Origin of the sequence: Streptomyces sp. ISL-96, from assembly GCF_018614035.1 — a bacterium.
In the GTDB taxonomy this organism is placed as follows: Bacteria; Actinomycetota; Actinomycetes; order Streptomycetales; family Streptomycetaceae; genus Streptomyces.
The window spans coordinates 16,687-36,477 of record NZ_JAGGPA010000051.1 but is presented as its reverse complement, the minus strand read 5'-3'; the positions used below and the strand labels follow the sequence as shown (position 1 = coordinate 36,477).

Below are 19,791 nucleotides of genomic sequence, written 5' to 3'. Positions count from 1 at the left end.
CGCGGTCAGGTCAGGGGCTGCGGCAACCGCGTGCGCGGGGCGGCGAAATTGCGTCTGTATTCGCTGGGGGAGACGCCGACCTGGAGTGTGAAGTGGCGGCGGAGGTTGGCTGCCGTACCGAGGCCGCTTTCCTCGCTGATGCGGTCGACCGGCAGGTCGGTCGTTTCGAGGAGCGACTGGGCGTGGGCCAGCCGTCGGCCCAGCAGCCACTGGAGCGGGGTGGTGCCGGTGGACTCCTGGAGGCGGCGGTAGAAGGTGCGCGGGCTCAGGCGGGCGCGGCGGGCCATGTCCTCGACGGTGAGCGGTTCATGGAGGTGGGCGGTGGCCCACTGGAGGGCGGGGCCGAGGTTGTCGTCGTCCGTCTCTGGAACGGGCAGGTCGATGAACTGGGCCTGCCCGCCGGTGCGGTGGGCGGGTACGACCAGGCGGCGGGCCAGCTGGTTGGCGACTCGCGCGCCGAGGTCGCGGCGGACGAGGTGCAGGCAGAGATCGAGGCCGGCGGCGGCGCCCGCGCTGGTCAGGACGTTGCCGTCGTCGGTGTAGAGGACGGAGTCGTCGACCAGGACCTTCGGGTAGCGCTCGGCGAGCGCCGCGGTGTGCTGCCAGTGGGCGGTGGCGCGGCGGCCGTCGAGCAGTCCGGCCGCGGCGAGCGCGAAAGCGCCGGTGCACAGGGACACCATGCGGGCCCCGGAGTCCGCGGCCGCGCGCAGCGCGTCGACGAGATCGGGCGGTACGTCCTCGCCGTCCTCGGCGCACGCCGCCGGCACAGAGGGCACGATCACGGTGTCCGCCCCTGCGAGCGCGTCCAGGCCGTGGGGGGTGGAGAGGGAGAAGCCGACGGCGGGCGCGCCCTTGTTGGAACCGCACAGGCGCATTTCGTACCAGGGATCGGCCAGGTCGGGCTGCGGGTTACCGAAGACCGTGCAGGCGATCGACAGTTCGTACAGGTCGTAGAGGGAGATGCCGGAGTCCTCGACGACGGCTACCGCGACGGTATGCATGCGTGCGAGCGTACGGCAGTCGGCAGGAATTTTGCGGAGGTGGGCAGGCCTGCCACTGTCGGCGGGTGGCGGGCGCTGCGAGGGTTGATCTCGCCAAGAACACACGCACACCGCGCATTTGGGGAGTACACCCATGAATAACCGCGAAAACGTCACGGTCCTCGGCCTGGGACAGATGGGGACGGCCCTCGCCGGTGCCTTCCTCGCCGCAGGTCACCCCACCACCGTCTGGAACCGCACGCCGGCGAAGGCGGAACCCCTCGTCGCCCGGGGCGCCGTGCGTGCGGCGGCGCCCGGCGACGCGGTCGCGGCCGCCGGAGTCGTGGTCGTCTGCGTGCTGGACTACGACGCCGTACGGGAACTCCTGGAGCCGGTGGCCGAGTCGCTCGCCGGCCGTACGGTCGTCAACCTCAGCACCGGCTCACCCGAGCAGGCCAGACAGACAGCGGCCTGGGCGGCCGGGCACGGCTTCGGCTACCTCGACGGCGCCATCATGACGACGCCGCCCGGCGTGGGCAGCCCCGAGAGCATGTTCTTCTACAGCGGCTCGTCCGCCGCCTTCGCCGCCCACCGGGACACTCTGGCCGCGCTGGGCGACCCTATCGACCTCGGAGACGACCCTGGCGTCGCCTCGCTCTACGACCTGGCGCTGCTCGACATGATGTGGGCGACGCTGAGCGGCTGGCTGCACGCCACGGCGCTGGTGGGCGCCGACGGCGTGGCGGCGACGGCCTTCACTCCGGTCGCCATCCGGGGGCTGAGCGGTGCGGTGGCGGGCTTCATGGGGACGTACGCCGAGCAGGTGGACGCCGGTCACTACCCGGGCGACGACGCCACCCTCGACGTACACCGCGCGGCGATCGGGCACCTGGTCCACGCGGGAAGGGACCGGGGCATCGACGGGCGGCTGCCCGAGCTGTCGCAGGCGCTGATCGAGCGGGCGGTCGCCGGGGGGAACGGCCAGGACAGCTATGCGCGCCTTGTTGAGTTGTTCCGCAAGGGGTGAGCCGTACTGCTTGAACGCATGACGGAGGGCCGTCGTTCCCGGATCCGGGAACGACGGCCCTCCGTCGTACAGAAAGATTCGTAAGAAAGATCAGAGGACGCGGACCGCGCCGTCCGCGGGGTAGCCCGACAGGTCCTGGATGACTACGCCCTTGCTGGGGTTGGCGGCGTCGAGGTACTGGCCGTCGCCGATGTAGACACCGGTGTGGTACGCCGATCCGGCGCCGCCCCAGTACAGGATGTCGCCGACCTGGAGGTTGGACGTACCCACCTGGGTACCGGCCACCGACTGGTCCTGCGAGACGCGCGGGAGGTCGATGCCGACCGTCCGGTACGCGGCCTGTACGAGGCTGGAGCAGTCCCAGGCGTTGGGGCCCGAGGCGCCCATGACGTACGCGTCACCGAGCTGCGCCTTGAGGAAGGAGACGACGGTCGCGGCGCTGCCGGTGCCCGTGGAGGAACCGACGGAGACGCCGGAGCCGCCGGTGGAGGCGCTGAGCGTCGTACGCTCGGCGCTGCGCGAGGCGCGCTCCTGCTGCTCGGCCTTCTCGGCCGCTGCCTCAGCGGCCTTCTTCTCGGCGGCCTCTTCTGCCTTGCGCTTGGCCTCGGCCTTGCGTTCGGCCTCCGCCTTGTCCTTCTTTGCGGCCTTCGCGGCCTTGGCGGCGGCTTCGTCCTGCTGGGCCTGGAGGTTGTAGGCGTACGCGACCTGCTGAGTGGCCTCGGCGGAGACGGCGACGGTGTTCGCCAGGTCCGTGGTGATCGTGGGCATCTCGATGGTCGCGGTCACCGGCTCGGCATTCGCCGGTCCGGCAGCACCTGCCACCCCGAGGGTGCTGAGGACGCCACCGGCAACTCCGGCACGGAGCGCCACCTTGGAGGCGCTGCGACGGGGTTTCCGGTGGCTGGGTATGTGAGCGGTGAGGGACATGGGACAACCGCTATCAGGCCTTCGCGGTTCCCTTCAAGAAACGTGGGCTGCGCCACAGTTGTGTCATGTCGGCCCGAATCGGGCTTCTGCCGGGCTTTATTGACGCCGTAACGGGCAATACGGGCACACGCGATCATGCCTGTGATCATGGGCTTTCCGCATTACGTCCCAATTGCCCGGCGCCTACCATCCGTTCACACCAATGGCCAAGCCCGCTTTTATCGGCAGCGCGCGAGAGTGGTGCAGGTCACAGATCGGCAACCCTTTGTGGCCTCCGGCGCTCGTGAACGCGTGCACGCGTCCACATTCGTCCGCGAGGCTCCCCCGGAGTGATGAGGCGGCGTTCTCTTACCACCCGAGGGCCGCCCATTGCCAATTTGCCTGTACGGGCCAACGCTTGATAGCGCGCACCCCTTGCGACCAGCGGTAACACCATCGCTTGTCACGTCTGGTAGTCACTCGTGCACTTCGCGTATGAAGATCACCGCTCACCCGAGTTGATGATCGTTCGTCGGGTGGTGGAGATCACAAAGACGTTGTCGCAACCCGTGTCGCAGATCACAGACCAGCAGGCATAGGATGCGAAGCAGCCGGGCTTGTGAACTGCCTCACATATACATGATCTTCGCGTGGCGAAGATCGTGGAGGCGGCGTGAAGCGCAAGCTCCGGTGCGGTCCACGGTCAAGGACGACTGGAAGGAGCGAGGAGCGTGAATGCGTACGCGCCCATCCTCGTGCTCGGCGCACTCGGGGCAGGGTTTGCGATCTTCTCCGTGGTCATGGCCACGCTTATCGGCCCAAAGCGCTACAACCGGGCAAAGCTTGAAGCGTACGAGTGCGGCATCGAGCCGACACCCACGCCCGCCGGAGGCGGCCGCTTCCCCATCAAGTACTACCTGACGGCGATGCTCTTCATCGTCTTCGACATCGAGATCGTCTTCCTCTATCCCTGGGCCGTCTCCTTCGACGCCCTGGGGCTTTTCGGGCTCGTCGAGATGCTGCTCTTCGTGCTCACCGTCTTCGTTGCCTACGCGTACGTATGGCGGCGCGGCGGCCTGGAATGGGACTGAGGGGCTGAGGGGTCACCAATGGGACTCGAAGAGAAGCTGCCCAGCGGCTTTCTGCTGACCACCGTCGAACAGGCCGCGGGCTGGGTACGGAAGTCCTCCGTCTTCCCCGCGACCTTCGGCCTCGCCTGCTGCGCCATCGAGATGATGACGACGGGTGCCGGCCGTTACGACCTGGCTCGCTTCGGCATGGAGGTCTTCCGCGGCTCGCCGCGGCAGGCCGACCTCATGATCGTGGCGGGCCGGGTCAGCCAGAAGATGGCGCCGGTGCTGCGGCAGGTCTATGACCAGATGCCGAACCCCAAGTGGGTTATCTCCATGGGTGTTTGCGCCTCTTCAGGCGGAATGTTCAACAATTACGCAATTGTGCAGGGTGTTGATCATATTGTTCCTGTTGACATCTATTTGCCCGGTTGCCCGCCTCGCCCCGAGATGCTGATCGACGCGATTCTGAAGCTCCACCAGAAGATTCAGAACTCCAAGCTCGGCGTGAACCAGGAAGAGGCGGCCCGCGAGGCGGAGGAAGCGGCTTTGAAGGCGCTCCCCACCATTGAGATGAAGGGGCTGCTCCGGTGAGCGAGATCAACGAGCCGAACCCCGACAAGGAACTCAGCGCGCAGAATCTGCCCGGCCAGCGCGGTGACCACGGCGAAGAGATCCGCGTCCAGCGCGGCATGTTCGGCGCGAAGAACGGCGGCGACACCTCCGGCTACGGCGGTCTCGTACGCTCCGTACGCCTGCCGGGGCCCGCGATCCGCCCGTACGGAGGCTGGTTCGACGAGGTCGCGGACGAGCTCGAAGGCGCCCTGGAGGAGCAGGACCTCCTCCCGGACAACGCCATCGAGAAGACGGTCGTCGACCGCGGCGAGATCACCTTCCACATCGCCCGCGAGCACCTGGTGCAGGTCGCCAGGACACTGCGCGACGACCCGGCCCTGCGCTTCGAGCTCTGCACGGGCGTGAGCGGCGTCCACTACCCGGAAGACAAGGGCCGCGAACTGCACGCCGTCTACCACCTGCGCTCGCTCACCCACGGCCGGCTGATCCGCCTCGAAGTGAGCGCCCCGGACAGCGACCCGCACGTCCCCTCGCTGGTCACGGTCTACCCGACCAACGACTGGCACGAGCGTGAGACGTACGACTTCTTCGGCCTCGTCTTCGACGGGCACCCCGCCCTCACCCGGATCATGATGCCGGACGACTGGCAGGGCTTCCCGCAGCGCAAGGACTACCCCCTCGGCGGCATCCCCGTCGAGTACAAGGGCGCCCAGATCCCGGCTCCGGACCAGCGGAGGTCGTACTCGTGACCACCCCACCCGCATCAGCACGTGAGACCACCGAAGGTCCCGTATACACGGTCACCGGCGGCGACTGGGACGAGGTCGTCCAGGCCGCCACCAAGGCCGACGACGAGCGCATCGTCGTCAACATGGGCCCGCAGCACCCGTCGACGCACGGCGTGCTCCGGCTCATCCTCGAAATCGACGGCGAGACGGTCACCGAGGCCCGCTGCGGCATCGGCTACCTGCACACCGGCATCGAGAAGAACATCGAATTCCGGAACTGGACGCAGGGCACGACCTTCGTCACGCGCATGGATTACCTCATGCCGTTCTTCAACGAGACGGCGTACTGCCTGGGCGTCGAGAAGCTGCTCGGCATCGAGGAGCGGATCCCGGACCGGGCGACGGTCACCCGCGTGATGCTGATGGAGCTCAACCGGCTCGCCTCCCACCTGGTGGCCATCGCCACCGGCGGCATGGAGCTGGGCGCGACGACGATCATGATCTACGGATTCCGCGATCGTGAACTGATTCTCGATGCCTTCGAGCTCATCACCGGCCTGCGCATGAACCACGCGTTCATCCGGCCCGGCGGACTGGCCCAGGACCTGCCCCCGGGCGCGATGGACCAGCTGCGCGAGCTTGTGAAGACCATGAAGAAGAACCTGCCGGAGTACGACAAGCTCGCCACCGGCAACCCGGTCTTCAAGGCCCGCATGCAGGACGTCGGCTACCTCGACCTCACCGGCTGCATGGCGCTCGGCGCGACCGGCCCGATCCTGCGCTCGGCCGGGCTGCCGCACGACCTGCGCAAGACCGACCCCTACTGCGGTTACGAGACGTACGACTTCGACGTACCGACCGCCGACACCTGCGACGCCTACGGCCGCTTCCTGATCCGGCTCGAAGAGATGCGGCAGTCGCTGCGCATCGTGGAGCAGTGCCTGGACCGGCTCAGGGAGCCGGGCCCCGTGATGGTCGCCGACAAGAAGATCGCCTGGCCCGCGCAGCTCGCGCTCGGTCCCGACGGCCTCGGCAACTCGCTCGACCACATCAAGAAGATCATGGGCACCTCCATGGAGGCCCTGATCCACCACTTCAAGCTGGTGACCGAGGGCTTCCGGGTGCCGGCCGGGCAGGCGTACACGGCGATCGAGTCGCCCAAGGGCGAGCTTGGTGTGCACGTGGTCTCCGACGGCGGCACCCGCCCCTACCGGGTCCACTTCCGTGACCCGTCCTTCACCAATCTGCAGGCCATGGCGGCGATGTGCGAGGGCGGAATGTTCGCCGACGTCATCGTCGCCGTCGCATCCATCGACCCCGTGATGGGAGGCGTCGACCGGTGACTGATGTGTCTTTGGGGATGCCGCAGCTCCCCGCCCCCGACTACCCGGCCGACGTACGCGCCCGGCTCGACGCGGACGCGAAGGAGGTGGTCGCCCGCTACCCCGACAGCCGGTCCGCGCTGCTGCCCCTGCTGCACCTCGTGCAGTCGGAAGAGGGCCATGTCACCCGAACCGGCGTCCGTTTCTGCGCGGAAACGCTCGGCCTGACCACCGCCGAGGTCACCGCGGTGTCGACGTTCTACTCGATGTACCGGCGCAAGCCGAGCGGCGATTACCAGGTGGGCGTCTGCACCAACACGCTGTGCGCGGTGATGGGCGGCGACGCCATCTTCGACGAGCTCAAGCAGTACCTCGGCGTCGGCAACAACGAGACGACCGAGGACGGCAAGGTCACCCTCGAACACATCGAGTGCAACGCGGCCTGCGACTTCGCGCCCGTGGTGATGGTCAACTGGGAGTTCTTCGACGACCAGACGCCCGAATCCGCCAAGCGCCTCGTCGACGACCTGCGGGCCGGACGGCCCGTCCAGCCCACCCGCGGCGCACCCCTGTGCACGTACAAGGAGACCGCCCGCATTCTGGCCGGCTTCCCCGACGAGCGCCCCGGCGCCGTCGAGGCGACCGGTGGCGCCGGACCCGCCTCGCTCATCGGCCTCAAGCTCGCCAAGGGCGAGGCTCCGCAGCACCGCGTGGTCCACCCGCGCGGGGAGGCGCAGCAGGACAAGGGCGGGCACGACCGGCCCCCGCACGATCCTTCGCCGTCCGAGCACCTCAGCTCGCACGACGCTCCGCAGCAGACCTCGGCGTCCGACCCCGCGAACCCGGCCGGACCGGAAACCGAGGAGGGGGAGTGATGACCTTGGCAGCCGAGATCAACGAGACCAGCCCTGAAAAGCTGCTCTCACCCGTCCTGTCGGCGTTCTGGGACGAGCCCGAGTCCTGGACCCTGGACACGTACCGGCGGCACGAGGGATACGAAGGCCTGCGCAAGGCCCTCGCCATGTCGCCGGACGACCTCATCGCGTACGTCAAGGACTCCGGTCTGCGCGGGCGCGGCGGCGCCGGCTTCCCCACCGGCATGAAGTGGCAGTTCATCCCGCAGGGCGATGGCAAGCCGCACTATCTGGTTGTCAACGCCGACGAATCGGAGCCCGGGACCTGCAAGGACATCCCGCTCCTCTTCGCGAACCCGCATTCCCTCATCGAGGGGATCGTGATCGCCTGTTACGCGATCCGGTCGAATCACGCCTTCATCTACCTGCGCGGCGAAGTCGTCCCCGTACTGCGCAGGCTGCACGAGGCCGTACGTGAGGCATACGCGGCGGGCTTCCTGGGCGAGAACATCCTCGGCAGCGGTCTCGACCTCGAACTCACCGTGCACGCGGGTGCGGGCGCGTACATCTGCGGTGAAGAGACCGCGCTGCTCGACTCGCTCGAAGGCCGGCGCGGCCAGCCCCGGCTCCGTCCCCCCTTCCCTGCCGTCGCGGGTCTTTACGCGTGTCCGACTGTTGTTAACAACGTCGAGTCCATCGCGTCCGTTCCCGCGATTCTCAACAGGGGCAAGGAATGGTTCCGTTCGATGGGCAGCGAGAAGTCCCCGGGCTTCACGCTGTACTCGCTGAGCGGCCACGTCACCAACCCCGGCCAGTACGAGGCCCCCCTCGGCATCACGCTGCGCCAGCTGCTCGACATGAGCGGCGGCATCCGCGCCGGACACCGGCTGAAGTTCTGGACGCCGGGCGGCTCTTCGACCCCGATGTTCACCGACGAGCACCTCGACGTCCCGCTGGACTACGAGGGTGTCGGCGCCGCCGGCTCCATGCTCGGCACCAAGGCGCTCCAGTGCTTCGACGAGACGACGTGCGTCGTGCGGGCCGTGACCCGCTGGACCGAGTTCTACGCCCACGAGTCCTGCGGCAAGTGCACGCCCTGCCGCGAAGGGACGTACTGGCTCGTGCAGCTGCTGCGCGACATCGAGGCGGGCAAGGGCCACATGAGCGACCTCGACAAGCTCAACGACATCGCCGACAACATCAACGGCAAGTCGTTCTGCGCGCTCGGCGACGGCGCCGCGTCCCCGATCTTCTCCTCGCTCAAGTACTTCCGCGCGGAGTACGAGCAGCACATCACCGGCAAGGGCTGCCCCTTCGACCCGGCCAAGTCGACCGTATGGGCCGACAAGCCCGCCCACCCCACGGAGGTGAACGCATGACCGTCACGACAAGTGCTCCCTCCGGAGGCGGCGAGGCGGCGGTCCCGCCGCCCGAGGATCTCGTCTCGCTCACGATCGACGGCATCGAGATCTCCGTCCCCAAGGGGACGCTGGTCATCCGGGCCGCCGAGCTGCTCGGCATCGAGATCCCGCGCTTCTGCGACCACCCCCTCCTCGACCCGGCCGGCGCCTGCCGGCAGTGCATCGTCGAGGTCGAGGGCCAGCGCAAGCCCATGGCGTCGTGCACGATCACCTGCACCGACGGCATGGTCGTCAAGTCCCAGCTCACCTCGCCGGTCGCCGACAAGGCCCAGCGCGGTGTGATGGAACTGCTGCTGATCAACCACCCGCTGGACTGCCCGGTCTGCGACAAGGGCGGCGAGTGCCCGCTCCAGAACCAGGCCATGTCGCACGGCGACGCGGAGTCCCGCTTCGAGGGCAAGAAGCGGACGTTCGAGAAGCCGGTCCCCCTCTCCCCGCAGGTGCTGCTCGACCGCGAGCGGTGCGTGCTGTGCGCGCGCTGCACCCGCTTCTCCAACCAGGTCGCGGGCGACCCGATGATCGAGCTGCTGGAGCGTGGTGCGCTCCAGCAGGTGGGTACGGGTGAAGGCGACCCCTTCGAGTCGTACTTCTCCGGGAACACCATCCAGATCTGCCCGGTGGGCGCGCTGACTTCGGCGGCGTACCGCTTCCGGGCCCGCCCCTTCGACCTCGTGTCGTCGCCGTCCGTGTGCGAGCACTGCGCGGGCGGCTGCGCGACCCGGACGGATCACCGGCGCGGCAAGGTCATGCGGCGTATGGCGGCCAACGACCCCGAGGTCAACGAGGAGTGGATCTGCGACAAGGGGCGCTTCGGCTTCCGCTACGCGCAGCGTCCCGACCGGCTCACCACTCCGCTCGTACGCAATGAGGCGGGCGTACTGGAGCCGGCGAGCTGGCCCGAGGCGCTGGAAGTGGCGGCCAAGGGGCTTTCGGCGGCGCGCGGTCGGGCCGGTGTCCTGACCGGCGGCCGGCTCACCGTCGAAGACGCGTACGCGTACGCCAAGTTCGCCCGTATCGCACTGGACACGAACGACATCGACTTCCGCGCGCGCGTGCACAGCAGCGAGGAGGCCGACTTCCTGGCCTCCCGCGTCGCGGGGCGCGGACGTGATCTCGACGGTACGGGCGTGACGTACACGGCGCTGGAGAAGGCGCCCGCCGTACTGCTCGTCGGCATCGAGTCCGAGGAGGAGGCGCCCGGCGTCTTCCTGCGGCTGCGCAAGGCCAATCGCAAGCACGGCCAGCGCACCTTCGCCGTCGCGACGCACGAGACCCGCGGCCTGACGAAGGCGGGCGGCACGCTGCTTCCCGCCGCGCCCGGCACCGAACCCGAGTGGCTCGACGCCATCGCCGGCCGCACCGAGCTCGGCGCCGACGGCAACGCCGCCGCCGAAGCGCTGCGCGGCGAGGGTGCCGTGATCGTCGTCGGGGAGCGGCTGGCCGCCGTGCCCGGTGCGTACACAGCGGCGGTACGGGCCGCCACCGCGACCGGTGCGTCCCTGGTGTGGATCCCGCGCCGGGCAGGTGAGCGCGGCGCCGTCGAGGCGGGCGCGCTGCCCTCGCTGCTGCCCGGCGGCCGCCCGGCCACCGACCCGCGCGCGCGGGACGAGGTGGCGGCGGTCTGGGGCGTGGCCGAACTGCCGCTCCGTTACGGGCGCGACACCGGCCAGATCATCGAGGCCGCGGCCACCGGTGAACTGGCCGCCCTGCTGGTCGGTGGCGTGGAGGTCGCGGACCTTCCCGACCCGGTACGCGCGCGTGAAGCCCTCGATCAGGCCGGTTTCATCGTCTCCCTGGAGCTTCGTCCCAGCGAGGTGACGGACCGGGCGGACGTCGTCCTTCCGGTCGCCGCCGTCGCCGAGAAGCCCGGCACCTTCCTGAACTGGGAGGGCAGGGCCCGGATGTTCGAGGCGGCGCTCAAGCCGGACCAGATGACGCGCCCGCTCGCCCCCGACGACGCGCGCGTCCTGCACATGCTGGCGGACGCACTGGCCCGCGCCGGAGGCGCTGACAAGTACAGCCATTTCGCGCTGCCTGATGTACGGGCCGTACGCCGCGAGATGGACCGGCTCGGCGCATGGGGCGGCGAGCACGCCGCGGACACCACCGAGTCCGCCCGCCCCCTGCCCGAACCGGCCGAGGGCGAAGCCGTCCTCGCCGGCCACCGGCTCCTCCTCGACCAGGGACGCCTCCAGGACGGCGACGAGGCCCTGGCGGGCACCCGCCACGCGGCGGTGGCCCGGCTCTCCGCCGCCACGGCGGAGAGGACAGGGGTCAAGGACGGCGACCTGCTGGCGGTCACCGGCCCGTCGGGCACGGTTCAGCTCCCGCTGGAGGTGACGCCGATGCCGGACCGGGTGGTGTGGCTCCCGCTGAACTCCGTGGGAGGCGGTGTCGCGGCGGACACCGGTGCCCAGCCGGGAAAGGTCGTTCGTATCGGCCCGGCGGCGGCCCCCGCCTCAGCCACCGACGCACCGGAGGTGCTCGCGTGAACCCGATGTACCTCGCGGCCGAGGACCTGTCCATGTTCGGGCACGACCCGTGGTGGCTCGTCGCCATCAAGGCCGTCTTCTGCTTCGCCTTCCTGATGATCACCGTGCTCTTCTCCATCGTGTGGGAGCGCAAGGTCGTCGCCTGGATGCAGCTGCGCATCGGCCCCAACCGGCACGGTCCCTGGGGCCTCCTCCAGTCCCTCGCGGACGGCATCAAGCTGATGCTCAAGGAGGACGTGATCGTCAAACGGGCGGACAAGGTCGTCTACATCCTTGCTCCGGTCGTCGCGGCGATCCCGGCCTTCATGGCGATCGCGGTCATCCCGTTCGGCCCGGCCGGCAACGAAGTGTCGATCTTCGGACAGCGCACCACGATGCAGCTGACCGACCTGCCGATCGCGATGCTCTACATCCTCGCGGTGGCCTCGGTCGGCATCTACGGCATCGTGCTCGCGGGCTGGTCGTCCGGATCGACGTATCCGCTGCTCGGCGGTCTTCGCTCCTGCGCGCAGATGATCTCGTACGAGATCGCGATGGGCGCGGCCTTCGCCTCGGTGTTCCTCTACTCGGGGTCGATGTCGACCTCGGCGATCGTCGAGGCGCAGGAGGACCGCTGGTTCATCGTCCTGCTGCCGGTGTCCTTCCTCATCTACGTCGTCACGATGGTGGGCGAGACGAACCGCGCCCCCTTCGACATGCCGGAGTCCGAGGGCGACCTCGTCGGCGGCTTCAACACCGAGTACTCGTCGATCAAGTTCGCGCTGTTCATGCTGGCGGAGTACGTCAACATGGTCACCGTCTCGGCGGTCACGGTCACCCTCTTCCTGGGCGGCTGGCGGGCCCCGTACCCCATCTCGGCCTTCTGGGAGGGGGCGAACCACGGCTGGTGGCCGATGCTCTGGTTCGTCGTCAAGGTCCAGCTGCTGCTGTTCATCTTCATCTGGCTGCGCGGCACGCTGCCACGCGTGCGCTACGACCAGCTGATGAAGCTGGGCTGGAAGGTCCTGATCCCGGTCTCGGTGGTCTGGCTGATGCTGGTCGCCACGGTGCGCGCGATGCGCAACGAGAACATGGACTTCCAGAACATCGTGCTGTACGTCGCCGGGGCGATCATCTCGATCCTGCTCCTCTCCTTCGTCGCCGACATCTTCCGCGACAAGAAGGAGAAGGAGCAGGCGGCGGCGAAGGACGGTGCGAAACCGCCCGCGTTCGACCCGATGGCGGGCGGATTCCCGGTGCCCCCGCTGCCCGGGCAGGAGTTGCCACCGGTGCCCCGCAGGCGGCCGCGCCACGAGCGCGAGCTGATTGTCAGTGGTGGGCCGGACACTATGAGTGACGGGAAGGAGGCCGACGATGCCTGACACCTCAAAGCCGGGGGAAGCCCCCCGGACGCCCTGGCAGAATCCGGTGGCCGGCTTCGGCGTGACCTTCAAGGCCATGTTCAAGAAGCGGCTGACCGAGCAGTACCCGGAGCAGCAGAAGACGACGGCGCCGCGCTTCCACGGCCGGCACCAGCTCAATCGCCATCCGGACGGTCTGGAGAAGTGCATCGGGTGCGAGCTGTGCGCCTGGGCCTGTCCGGCCGACGCGATCTACGTGGAGGGCGCGGAAAACACGGAGGAGGAGCGTTACTCCCCGGGCGAGCGTTACGGCCGCGTCTACCAGATCAATTACGCCCGCTGTATTTTCTGCGGCCTGTGCATCGAGGCGTGCCCCACGCGCGCGCTGACGATGACCAACGAGTTCGAACTGGCCGACGTCAGCCGTGAGTCGCTGATCTTCACGAAGGAGCAGCTGCTCGCCGGCCTGGAGGAAGGAATGGTCGAGTCGCCGCACTCGATCTTCCCCGGCATGGACGAGCAGGACTACTACCGGGGTCTGGTGACCGAGGCGGCGCCGGGCACGGAGCGGCAGGTGGCGCTGGCCAAGGGAGAGCGGCCGCAGGAGGCCGCGTCGACCTTCGGCGAGGACGAGCCGACGTCGAAGAAGGTGGTCGGGGCATGAACGCTCTTGCCGCCTCGGCCACTTCGACCGGCGAGGCCGTGCAGTTCTGGGTGCTCGGTACGGTCGCCGTCATCGGCGCCCTGTGCACCATCTTGATGAAGAAGGCCGTGCACAGCGCGCTGTGCCTGGCCGGGACCATGATCGTGCTGGCGGTCTTCTACCTCGCCAACGGCGCGTACTTCCTCGGCGTCGTCCAGATCATCGTCTACACCGGCGCCATCGTGATGCTGTTCCTCTTCGTGGTCATGCTGGTCGGTGTCACGGCCGCCGACTCCCTGAAGGAGACGCTCAAGGGCCAGCGCTGGCTGGCCGCGGGCTGCGGCCTCGGCTTCGGCGTCCTGCTGACCGCGGGCATCGGCAGCGCCTCGCTGAGCACCTTCAACGGACTCGGCAGGGCCAACGCCGCGAGCGGCGGCAACGTCGAGGGTCTGGCCGAGCTCATCTTCACCAAGTACGTCTTCGCCTTCGAGCTCACCGGCGCCCTGCTCATCACGGCGACCGTCGGCGCGATGGTCCTCACGCACCGCGAGCGCACCGAGCGCGCGAAGACGCAGCGCGAGATGTCCGAGGAGCGCGTACGCGGCAAGCACCTCCCGCCGCTGCCCGCACCCGGTGTGTACGCCCGGCACAACGGGGTGGACATCGCCGGTCTGCTGCCGGACGGCACGCCGTCCGAACTCACGGTCAACAAGACGCTGCGCGGGCGCGGCCAGATCCGTGACGTGTCGAGCGAGGCCATGGCCGACCTCAAGGCGCTGGAGCAGCGCTCCGAGGAGCGGCTCGGCCGTGACCAGGACGAATCGGAGGCCGCGAAGTGAACCCGGTCAACTACCTGTATCTCGCGGCGCTGTTGTTCACCATCGGCGCCGCGGGTGTGCTGATCCGGCGGAACGCGATCGTCGTCTTCATGTGCGTCGAGCTGATGCTCAACGCCTGCAACCTCGCGTTCGTCACCTTCTCCCGGATGCACGGCAATCTCGACGGCCAGATCATCGCGTTCTTCACGATGGTCGTCGCCGCCGCGGAGGTCGTGGTGGGTCTCGCGATCATCGTGTCGCTGTTCCGGTCCCGCCACTCGGCCTCGGTCGACGACGCCAGCCTGATGAAGCTGTAAGGGGTCGGAAGAAATCGTGGAGAACTTGATTGCGCTGCTCGTCGCAGCGCCTTTGCTCGGAGCGGCGGTTCTGCTGTGCGGCGGGCGGCGGCTCGACCGCGTCGGCCACTGGATCGGCACACTGCTCGCGGCGGTCTCGTTCGTGCTCGGCGTGGTGCTGTTCGGCGCGATGCTCGGGTACGACGTCGAGGCGCGGACCATGCGCCAGCACCTGTACAGCTGGATTCCCGTCGAGGGCTTCCAGGGTGACGTCGCCTTCCAGCTCGACCAGTTGTCGATGACGTTCGTGCTGCTGATCACCGGTGTGGGCACGCTGATCCACATCTATTCGATCGGCTACATGGAGCACGACGAGCGGCGGCGCCGCTTCTTCGGCTACCTGAACCTCTTCCTCGCGGCGATGCTCCTGCTGGTCGTCGCCGACAACTACCTGCTGCTGTACTTCGGGTGGGAGGGCGTCGGCCTGGCGTCGTACCTGCTCATCGGCTTCTGGCAGCACAAGCCCAGCGCGGCGACGGCGGCCAAGAAGGCCTTCATCGTCAACCGCGTCGGTGACATCGGTCTGTCCATCGCGATCATGCTGATGTTCACCACCTTCGGGACCTTCGCCTTCGGGCCGGTGCTGGGGGCCACGGGGGACACCAGCGAGGGCAAGATGACGGCCATCGGCCTGATGCTGCTGCTGGCCGCGTGCGGCAAGTCGGCGCAGGTGCCGCTCCAGTCGTGGCTCGGTGACGCGATGGAGGGCCCGACCCCGGTCTCGGCCCTCATCCACGCCGCCACCATGGTGACCGCCGGCGTCTACCTGATCACCCGGTCCGGCGCGATCTTCAACGCCGCCCCGGACGCGCAGTTGGCGGTCGTGGTGGTCGGTGCGGTCACGCTCCTCTTCGGTGCGATCGTCGGTTGCGCGAAGGACGACATCAAGAAGGCGCTGGCCGGCTCCACGATGTCGCAGATCGGCTACATGATCCTGGCGGCGGGCCTCGGCCCGATCGGCTACGCCTTCGCGATCATGCACCTGGTGACGCACGGTTTCTTCAAGGCGGGCCTCTTCCTCGGCGCCGGATCGGTCATGCACGGCATGAACGACGAGGTCGACATGAGGAAATACGGCGGCCTGCGGAAGTACATGCCGGTGACGTTCGTGACGTTCGGGCTCGGATACCTCGCGATCATCGGCTTCCCCGGGCTGTCCGGCTTCTTCTCCAAGGACAAGATCATCGAGGCGGCGTTCGCCTCGGGCGGCACCCAGGGCTGGATCCTCGGGACCGTGACCCTGCTGGGCGCGGGCATCACGGCGTACTACATGACGCGCGTGATGATCCTGACGTTCTTCGGCGAGAAGCGCTGGCAGCCCGCCCCCGACCCGGACAAGGCGCCCAGCGTCGAGCCCGGCATCGAGGTGCACCCCGGTGAGATGCCGCATCCGCACGAGTCGCCGAAGTCGATGACGATCCCCATGATCGTGCTCGCATTCGGGTCGGTCTTCGCGGGAGGGTTCTTCAGCATCGGCGACCGGTTCGTGAACTGGCTGGAGCCGGTGACGCAGTTCGAGCACCCGCACCCGCCGATCAGCGTCCCGGTGATCACCGGCCTGACGGTCGCCGTCCTGCTGGCCGGCGTCGCGATCGCGTACCTCCAGTACGGCCGGGGGCCCGTCCCGGTCGTCGCCCCGCGCGGCTCGTTCGTGACCCGCGCCGCCCGGCGCGATCTCCTCCAGGACGACTTCAACCACGTGGTCCTGGTGCGCGGTGGCGAACACCTCACCCGCTCGCTCGTGTACGTCGACCACACCCTCGTCGACGGGGTGGTCAACGGAACGGCCGCCACGGTCGGCGGGCTCTCCGGCCGGCTGCGCAAGCTGCAGAACGGCTACGCCCGCTCGTACGCGGTCTCGATGTTCGGCGGTACGGCGATCCTCATCGCCGCGACCCTGCTGATGAGGGCGGTCTGATCACGATGTCATTTCCCCTTCTGACGGTTACGGCGGCGCTCCCGGCGGTCGGTGCGGTCCTGACCGCCGCCGTGCCCGCCGCGCGCCGCACCGCCGCCAAGTGGCTGGCGCTGTCCTTCTCGCTCGCCACGCTGGTGCTGGCGGCCCTAGTGGTCGTCCGCTTCGAGCCGGGCGGCGACCGCTACCAGCTCAATGAATCGCACGCCTGGATCCCGGACTTCGGGGTCAGGTACGAGCTGGGCGTGGACGGCATCGCGGTCGCGCTGATCGCGCTCACGGCGCTGCTGATCCCCTTCATCATCCTGGCGGGCTGGCACGACGCCGACCCCCTGGAGACCAAGAGCTCCCGCTGGCGCCCGACCCAGGGCTTCTTCGCGCTGATCCTGATGGTCGAAGCGATGGTGATCCTCTCCTTCGAGGCCACCGACGTCTTCCTCTTCTACATCTTCTTCGAAGCCATGCTCATTCCGATGTACTTCCTCATCGGCGGCTTCGGGGACCGGGCACATGCCGGTGGCGACGAGGCGGCGGCCACGCAGCGCTCGTACGCCGCCGTCAAGTTCCTCCTCTACAACCTGGCCGGCGGGCTCATCATGCTGGCCGCCGTCGTCGGGCTGTACGTGGTCGCCGGAAGCTTCTCGCTCGCGGAGATCGCCGAGGCGCGCGCCAGCGGCGAGCTGGAGATGGCGACCAACACGGAGCGGCTGCTCTTCCTCGGCTTCTTCTTCGCGTTCGCCATCAAGGCGCCGCTGTGGCCGCTGCACACCTGGCTGCCGAATGCCATGGGTGAGGCGACCGCCCCGGTCGCCGTGCTGATCACCGCGGTCGTCGACAAGGTCGGCACCTTCGCGATGCTGCGCTTCTGCCTCCAGCTCTTCCCGGAGGCCAGCATGTGGGCCACGCCCGTCATCATCGTGCTGGCGCTGGTCAGCATCATCTACGGAGCGCTCCTCGCGGTCGGCCAGCGCGACATCAAGCGGCTGATCGCGTACGCGTCGATCTCGCACTTCGGCTTCATCGTGCTCGGCATCTTCGCGATGACGAGCCAGGGCCAGTCGGGCGCGACGCTCTACATGGTCAACCACGGGATCTCGACCGCCGCGCTGATGCTGGTGGCCGGCTTCCTGATCTCGCGGCGCGGGTCGCGGCTCATCGCCGACTACGGCGGGGTGCAGAAGGTCGCGCCGGTGCTCGCCGGGACGTTCCTGGTCGGCAGCCTCGCGACGCTCTCGCTGCCGGGTCTCGCGCCGTTCGTGAGTGAATTCCTGGTGCTGGTCGGCGCGTTCGCGGCGTATCCGGCGGCCGGGGTCATCGCGACCGTGGGCATCGTCCTTGCCGCGCTCTACACGCTCGTCCTCTACCAGCGGACGATGACGGGCCCGGTCAGGGCCGAGGTGCGGACCATGCCCGACCTCAAGGCCCGCGAGCTCGTGGTCGTCACCCCGCTGATCGCCCTGCTGCTGCTCCTCGGCGTCTTTCCCAAGCCGCTGACGGACATCGTCAACCCGGCCGTGAAGCACACCATGTCCGACGTCCGGAAGACGGACCCCAAGCCCGAGATTGAGGCGGAGGCGGCCAAGTGAGCGCATCAGCTGTCCACAGCCTGTGGACGACGGTCGCGGCGCCCAGCGCCGAGGGCGGTTTCACGGCCCCGCACATCGAGTACGCCCAGCTGTCGCCGACGCTCATTGTCGTCGGCGCGGCGGTTCTGGGCGTACTCGTCGAGGGGTTCGTGCCGCGCAAGGCCCGGTACTACACGCAGCTGTTCCTGTCGGTCGTCGCCATCACCGCCGCCTTCGCGGCGATCGTGGCGCTCGCGGCCGGCGGGTACGGCACGACAAAGGCGCAGATCGCGGCGGAGGGCGCCATCGCGGTCGACGGCCCGGCGCTGTTCCTCCAGGGCACGATCCTGCTGGCCTCGCTGATCGCCGTGTTCACCTTCGCGGAGCGCAGGCTCGACCCGGACGCGCACGGCAACCGCGTCGACTCGTTCGCCGCGCAGGCCGCGTCCGTACCGGGAAGCGACAGTGAGAAGGCAGCGGTCAAGGCCGGCTTCACCACCACTGAGGTCTTTCCGCTCGCGCTGTTCGCGATCGGCGGGATGCTTGTCTTCCCGGCGGCGAACGACCTGCTGACGCTGTTCGTGGCGCTGGAAGTCTTCTCGCTCCCGCTGTACCTGCTGTGCGCCGTCGCCCGCCGCAAGCGGCTCATGTCGCAGGAGGCCGCGGTGAAGTACTTCCTCCTCGGCGCCTTCTCTTCGGCGTTCCTGCTCTTCGGCATCGCGTTGATGTACGGGTACGCGGGCTCGGTCTCGTACGCCAGGATCGCGAGCGTCGTCGACGGCACGGTCAAGCAGATCGACCCGGCGCTCGCCGACACCATGGGCAGCGACGCGCTGCTGCTGATCGGTGGCGCGATGATCCTGATGGGCCTGCTCTTCAAGGTCGGCGCGATTCCCTTCCACATGTGGACACCGGACGTCTACCAGGGCGCTCCGACGCCGGTCACCGGTTTCATGGCCGCCGCGACCAAGGTGGCGGCCTTCGGCGCCATGCTGCGGCTGCTGTACGTCGTACTGCCGGGCCTGCGGTGGGACTGGCGTCCCGTGATGTGGGCCATCGCGATCGTCACGATGCTGGGCGGCGCGATCGTCGCGGTCACCCAGACCGACATCAAGCGGCTGCTGGCGTACTCGTCGATCGCGCACGCCGGATTCATCCTGGCCGGTGTGATCGCGACGACGCCCGACGGGATCTCTTCCGTCCTCTTCTACCTGCTGGCGTACTCCTTCGTGACGATCGGCGCCTTCGCGGTGGTCACGCTGGTGCGCGACGCGGGGGGCGAGGCGACGCATCTGTCGAAGTGGGCGGGGCTGGGGCGGCGCTCGCCGCTGGTGGCCGCGGTCTTCGCGGTGTTCCTGCTCGCCTTCGCCGGAATTCCGCTGACGTCGGGCTTCGCGGGCAAGTTCGCGGTGTTCAAGGCGGCGGCCGAGGGTGGCGCCGGGGCGCTGGTCGTGGTCGGTGTGATCTCGTCGGCGATCGCCGCGTTCTTCTACATCCGGGTGATCGTCCTGATGTTCTTCAGCGAGCCGAAGCCGGAGGGCCCGACGGTCGCCGTGCCGTCGCCGCTGACGACGGTGGCGATCGGGGTGGGCGTGGCGGTGACGCTGGTGCTGGGCGTCGCGCCGCAGTACTTCCTGGATCTGGCCGGCCAGGCGGGAGTCTTCGTCCGCTGACCGTATGGGCGCTGACGTATGGGCATGATCGCCGCCCGGTGTCCCTCCTCGTAGGGGTGCCGGGCGGCAGCTTTTGGGCGGTGGTGTCAGTGGGTGCCCCTATCG

General features: G+C 68.6%; 17 protein-coding genes. 15 read left to right on the top strand and 2 right to left on the bottom strand.

Annotated elements, in window-relative coordinates; genetic code table 11:
• Positions 1 to 5: 5 nt before the first annotated feature.
• The gene (locus J7E96_RS28055) at positions 6 to 1,001 is read right to left on the bottom strand and encodes a helix-turn-helix domain-containing protein (RefSeq protein WP_215135123.1); all 996 of its coding nucleotides are present in this window, start codon (positions 999 to 1,001) and stop codon (positions 6 to 8) included.
• A 133-nt stretch (positions 1,002 to 1,134) separates the two neighbouring features.
• On the opposite strand from J7E96_RS28055, the gene J7E96_RS28050 reads away from it, so the two are divergent.
• Positions 1,135 to 2,007, top strand: a complete 873-nt coding sequence (locus J7E96_RS28050) for an NAD(P)-dependent oxidoreductase (RefSeq protein WP_215135121.1) — start codon at positions 1,135 to 1,137, stop codon at positions 2,005 to 2,007.
• Positions 2,008 to 2,097: 90 nt separating this feature from the next.
• Here J7E96_RS28050 and J7E96_RS28045 read toward each other — a convergent pair whose 3' ends face one another.
• On the bottom strand, positions 2,098 to 2,934 hold the full coding sequence (locus J7E96_RS28045; RefSeq protein WP_215135119.1) for a C40 family peptidase: 837 nt from the start codon (positions 2,932 to 2,934) through the stop codon (positions 2,098 to 2,100).
• 710 nt (positions 2,935 to 3,644) lie between these two features.
• Between J7E96_RS28045 and J7E96_RS28040 the strand changes: the two genes are divergently transcribed.
• From J7E96_RS28040 to nuoN, 14 genes are read left to right on the top strand one after another with little or no spacing between them, the layout of a single operon-like run.
• Positions 3,645 to 4,004 carry an NADH-quinone oxidoreductase subunit A gene (locus J7E96_RS28040; RefSeq protein WP_003956195.1) on the top strand — a complete coding sequence of 120 codons (360 nt, stop codon included), beginning with the start codon at positions 3,645 to 3,647 and terminating at the stop codon, positions 4,002 to 4,004.
• Positions 4,005 to 4,022: 18 nt separating this feature from the next.
• A complete protein-coding gene (locus tag J7E96_RS28035) occupies positions 4,023 to 4,577 on the top strand; it encodes an NADH-quinone oxidoreductase subunit B family protein (protein ID WP_215135117.1) in 555 nt (184 codons plus the stop codon).
• Positions 4,574 to 5,308: an NADH-quinone oxidoreductase subunit C gene (locus tag J7E96_RS28030; protein WP_215135115.1), complete on the top strand. Its 735-nt coding sequence runs from the start codon at positions 4,574 to 4,576 to the stop codon at positions 5,306 to 5,308. The genes J7E96_RS28035 and J7E96_RS28030 overlap by 4 nt, the downstream gene beginning before the upstream one ends.
• Complete coding sequence (locus J7E96_RS28025; RefSeq protein WP_215135113.1) at positions 5,305 to 6,630, top strand: NADH-quinone oxidoreductase subunit D; 1,326 nt, start codon at positions 5,305 to 5,307, stop codon at positions 6,628 to 6,630. Before J7E96_RS28030 ends, J7E96_RS28025 begins: the two co-directional genes overlap by 4 nt.
• A 17-nt stretch (positions 6,631 to 6,647) precedes the next feature.
• Positions 6,648 to 7,484: an NADH-quinone oxidoreductase subunit NuoE gene (nuoE, locus tag J7E96_RS28020; protein WP_215135142.1), complete on the top strand. Its 837-nt coding sequence runs from the start codon at positions 6,648 to 6,650 to the stop codon at positions 7,482 to 7,484.
• Complete coding sequence (nuoF, locus tag J7E96_RS28015) at positions 7,481 to 8,842, top strand: NADH-quinone oxidoreductase subunit NuoF (RefSeq protein ID WP_215135111.1); 1,362 nt, start codon at positions 7,481 to 7,483, stop codon at positions 8,840 to 8,842. The genes nuoE and nuoF overlap by 4 nt, the downstream gene beginning before the upstream one ends.
• Positions 8,839 to 11,376, top strand: a complete 2,538-nt coding sequence (locus J7E96_RS28010) for an NADH-quinone oxidoreductase subunit G (RefSeq protein WP_215135109.1) — start codon at positions 8,839 to 8,841, stop codon at positions 11,374 to 11,376. Before nuoF ends, J7E96_RS28010 begins: the two co-directional genes overlap by 4 nt.
• 5 nt (positions 11,377 to 11,381) lie before the next feature.
• Positions 11,382 to 12,737, top strand: coding sequence for an NADH-quinone oxidoreductase subunit NuoH (nuoH, locus tag J7E96_RS28005; RefSeq protein ID WP_215135140.1), 1,356 nt, complete (start codon positions 11,382 to 11,384; stop codon positions 12,735 to 12,737).
• Complete coding sequence (gene nuoI / locus J7E96_RS28000; protein ID WP_215135107.1) at positions 12,730 to 13,380, top strand: NADH-quinone oxidoreductase subunit NuoI; 651 nt, start codon at positions 12,730 to 12,732, stop codon at positions 13,378 to 13,380. Before nuoH ends, nuoI begins: the two co-directional genes overlap by 8 nt.
• Entirely contained in the window at positions 13,377 to 14,198 is an 822-nt protein-coding gene (locus tag J7E96_RS27995) for an NADH-quinone oxidoreductase subunit J (RefSeq protein WP_215135105.1), read from the top strand. The genes nuoI and J7E96_RS27995 overlap by 4 nt, the downstream gene beginning before the upstream one ends.
• Positions 14,195 to 14,494 (top strand): NADH-quinone oxidoreductase subunit NuoK, encoded by a 300-nt coding sequence (gene nuoK / locus J7E96_RS27990; RefSeq protein ID WP_018101339.1) that lies wholly within the window; start codon positions 14,195 to 14,197, stop codon positions 14,492 to 14,494. Before J7E96_RS27995 ends, nuoK begins: the two co-directional genes overlap by 4 nt.
• A 16-nt stretch (positions 14,495 to 14,510) precedes the next feature.
• Complete coding sequence (gene nuoL / locus J7E96_RS27985; RefSeq protein ID WP_215135103.1) at positions 14,511 to 16,451, top strand: NADH-quinone oxidoreductase subunit L; 1,941 nt, start codon at positions 14,511 to 14,513, stop codon at positions 16,449 to 16,451.
• A 5-nt stretch (positions 16,452 to 16,456) separates the two neighbouring features.
• The gene (locus J7E96_RS27980) at positions 16,457 to 18,034 is read left to right on the top strand and encodes an NADH-quinone oxidoreductase subunit M (protein WP_215135101.1); all 1,578 of its coding nucleotides are present in this window, start codon (positions 16,457 to 16,459) and stop codon (positions 18,032 to 18,034) included.
• Complete coding sequence (gene nuoN, locus J7E96_RS27975) at positions 18,031 to 19,686, top strand: NADH-quinone oxidoreductase subunit NuoN (protein ID WP_215135099.1); 1,656 nt, start codon at positions 18,031 to 18,033, stop codon at positions 19,684 to 19,686. Before J7E96_RS27980 ends, nuoN begins: the two co-directional genes overlap by 4 nt.
• Positions 19,687 to 19,791 lie beyond the last annotated feature (105 nt).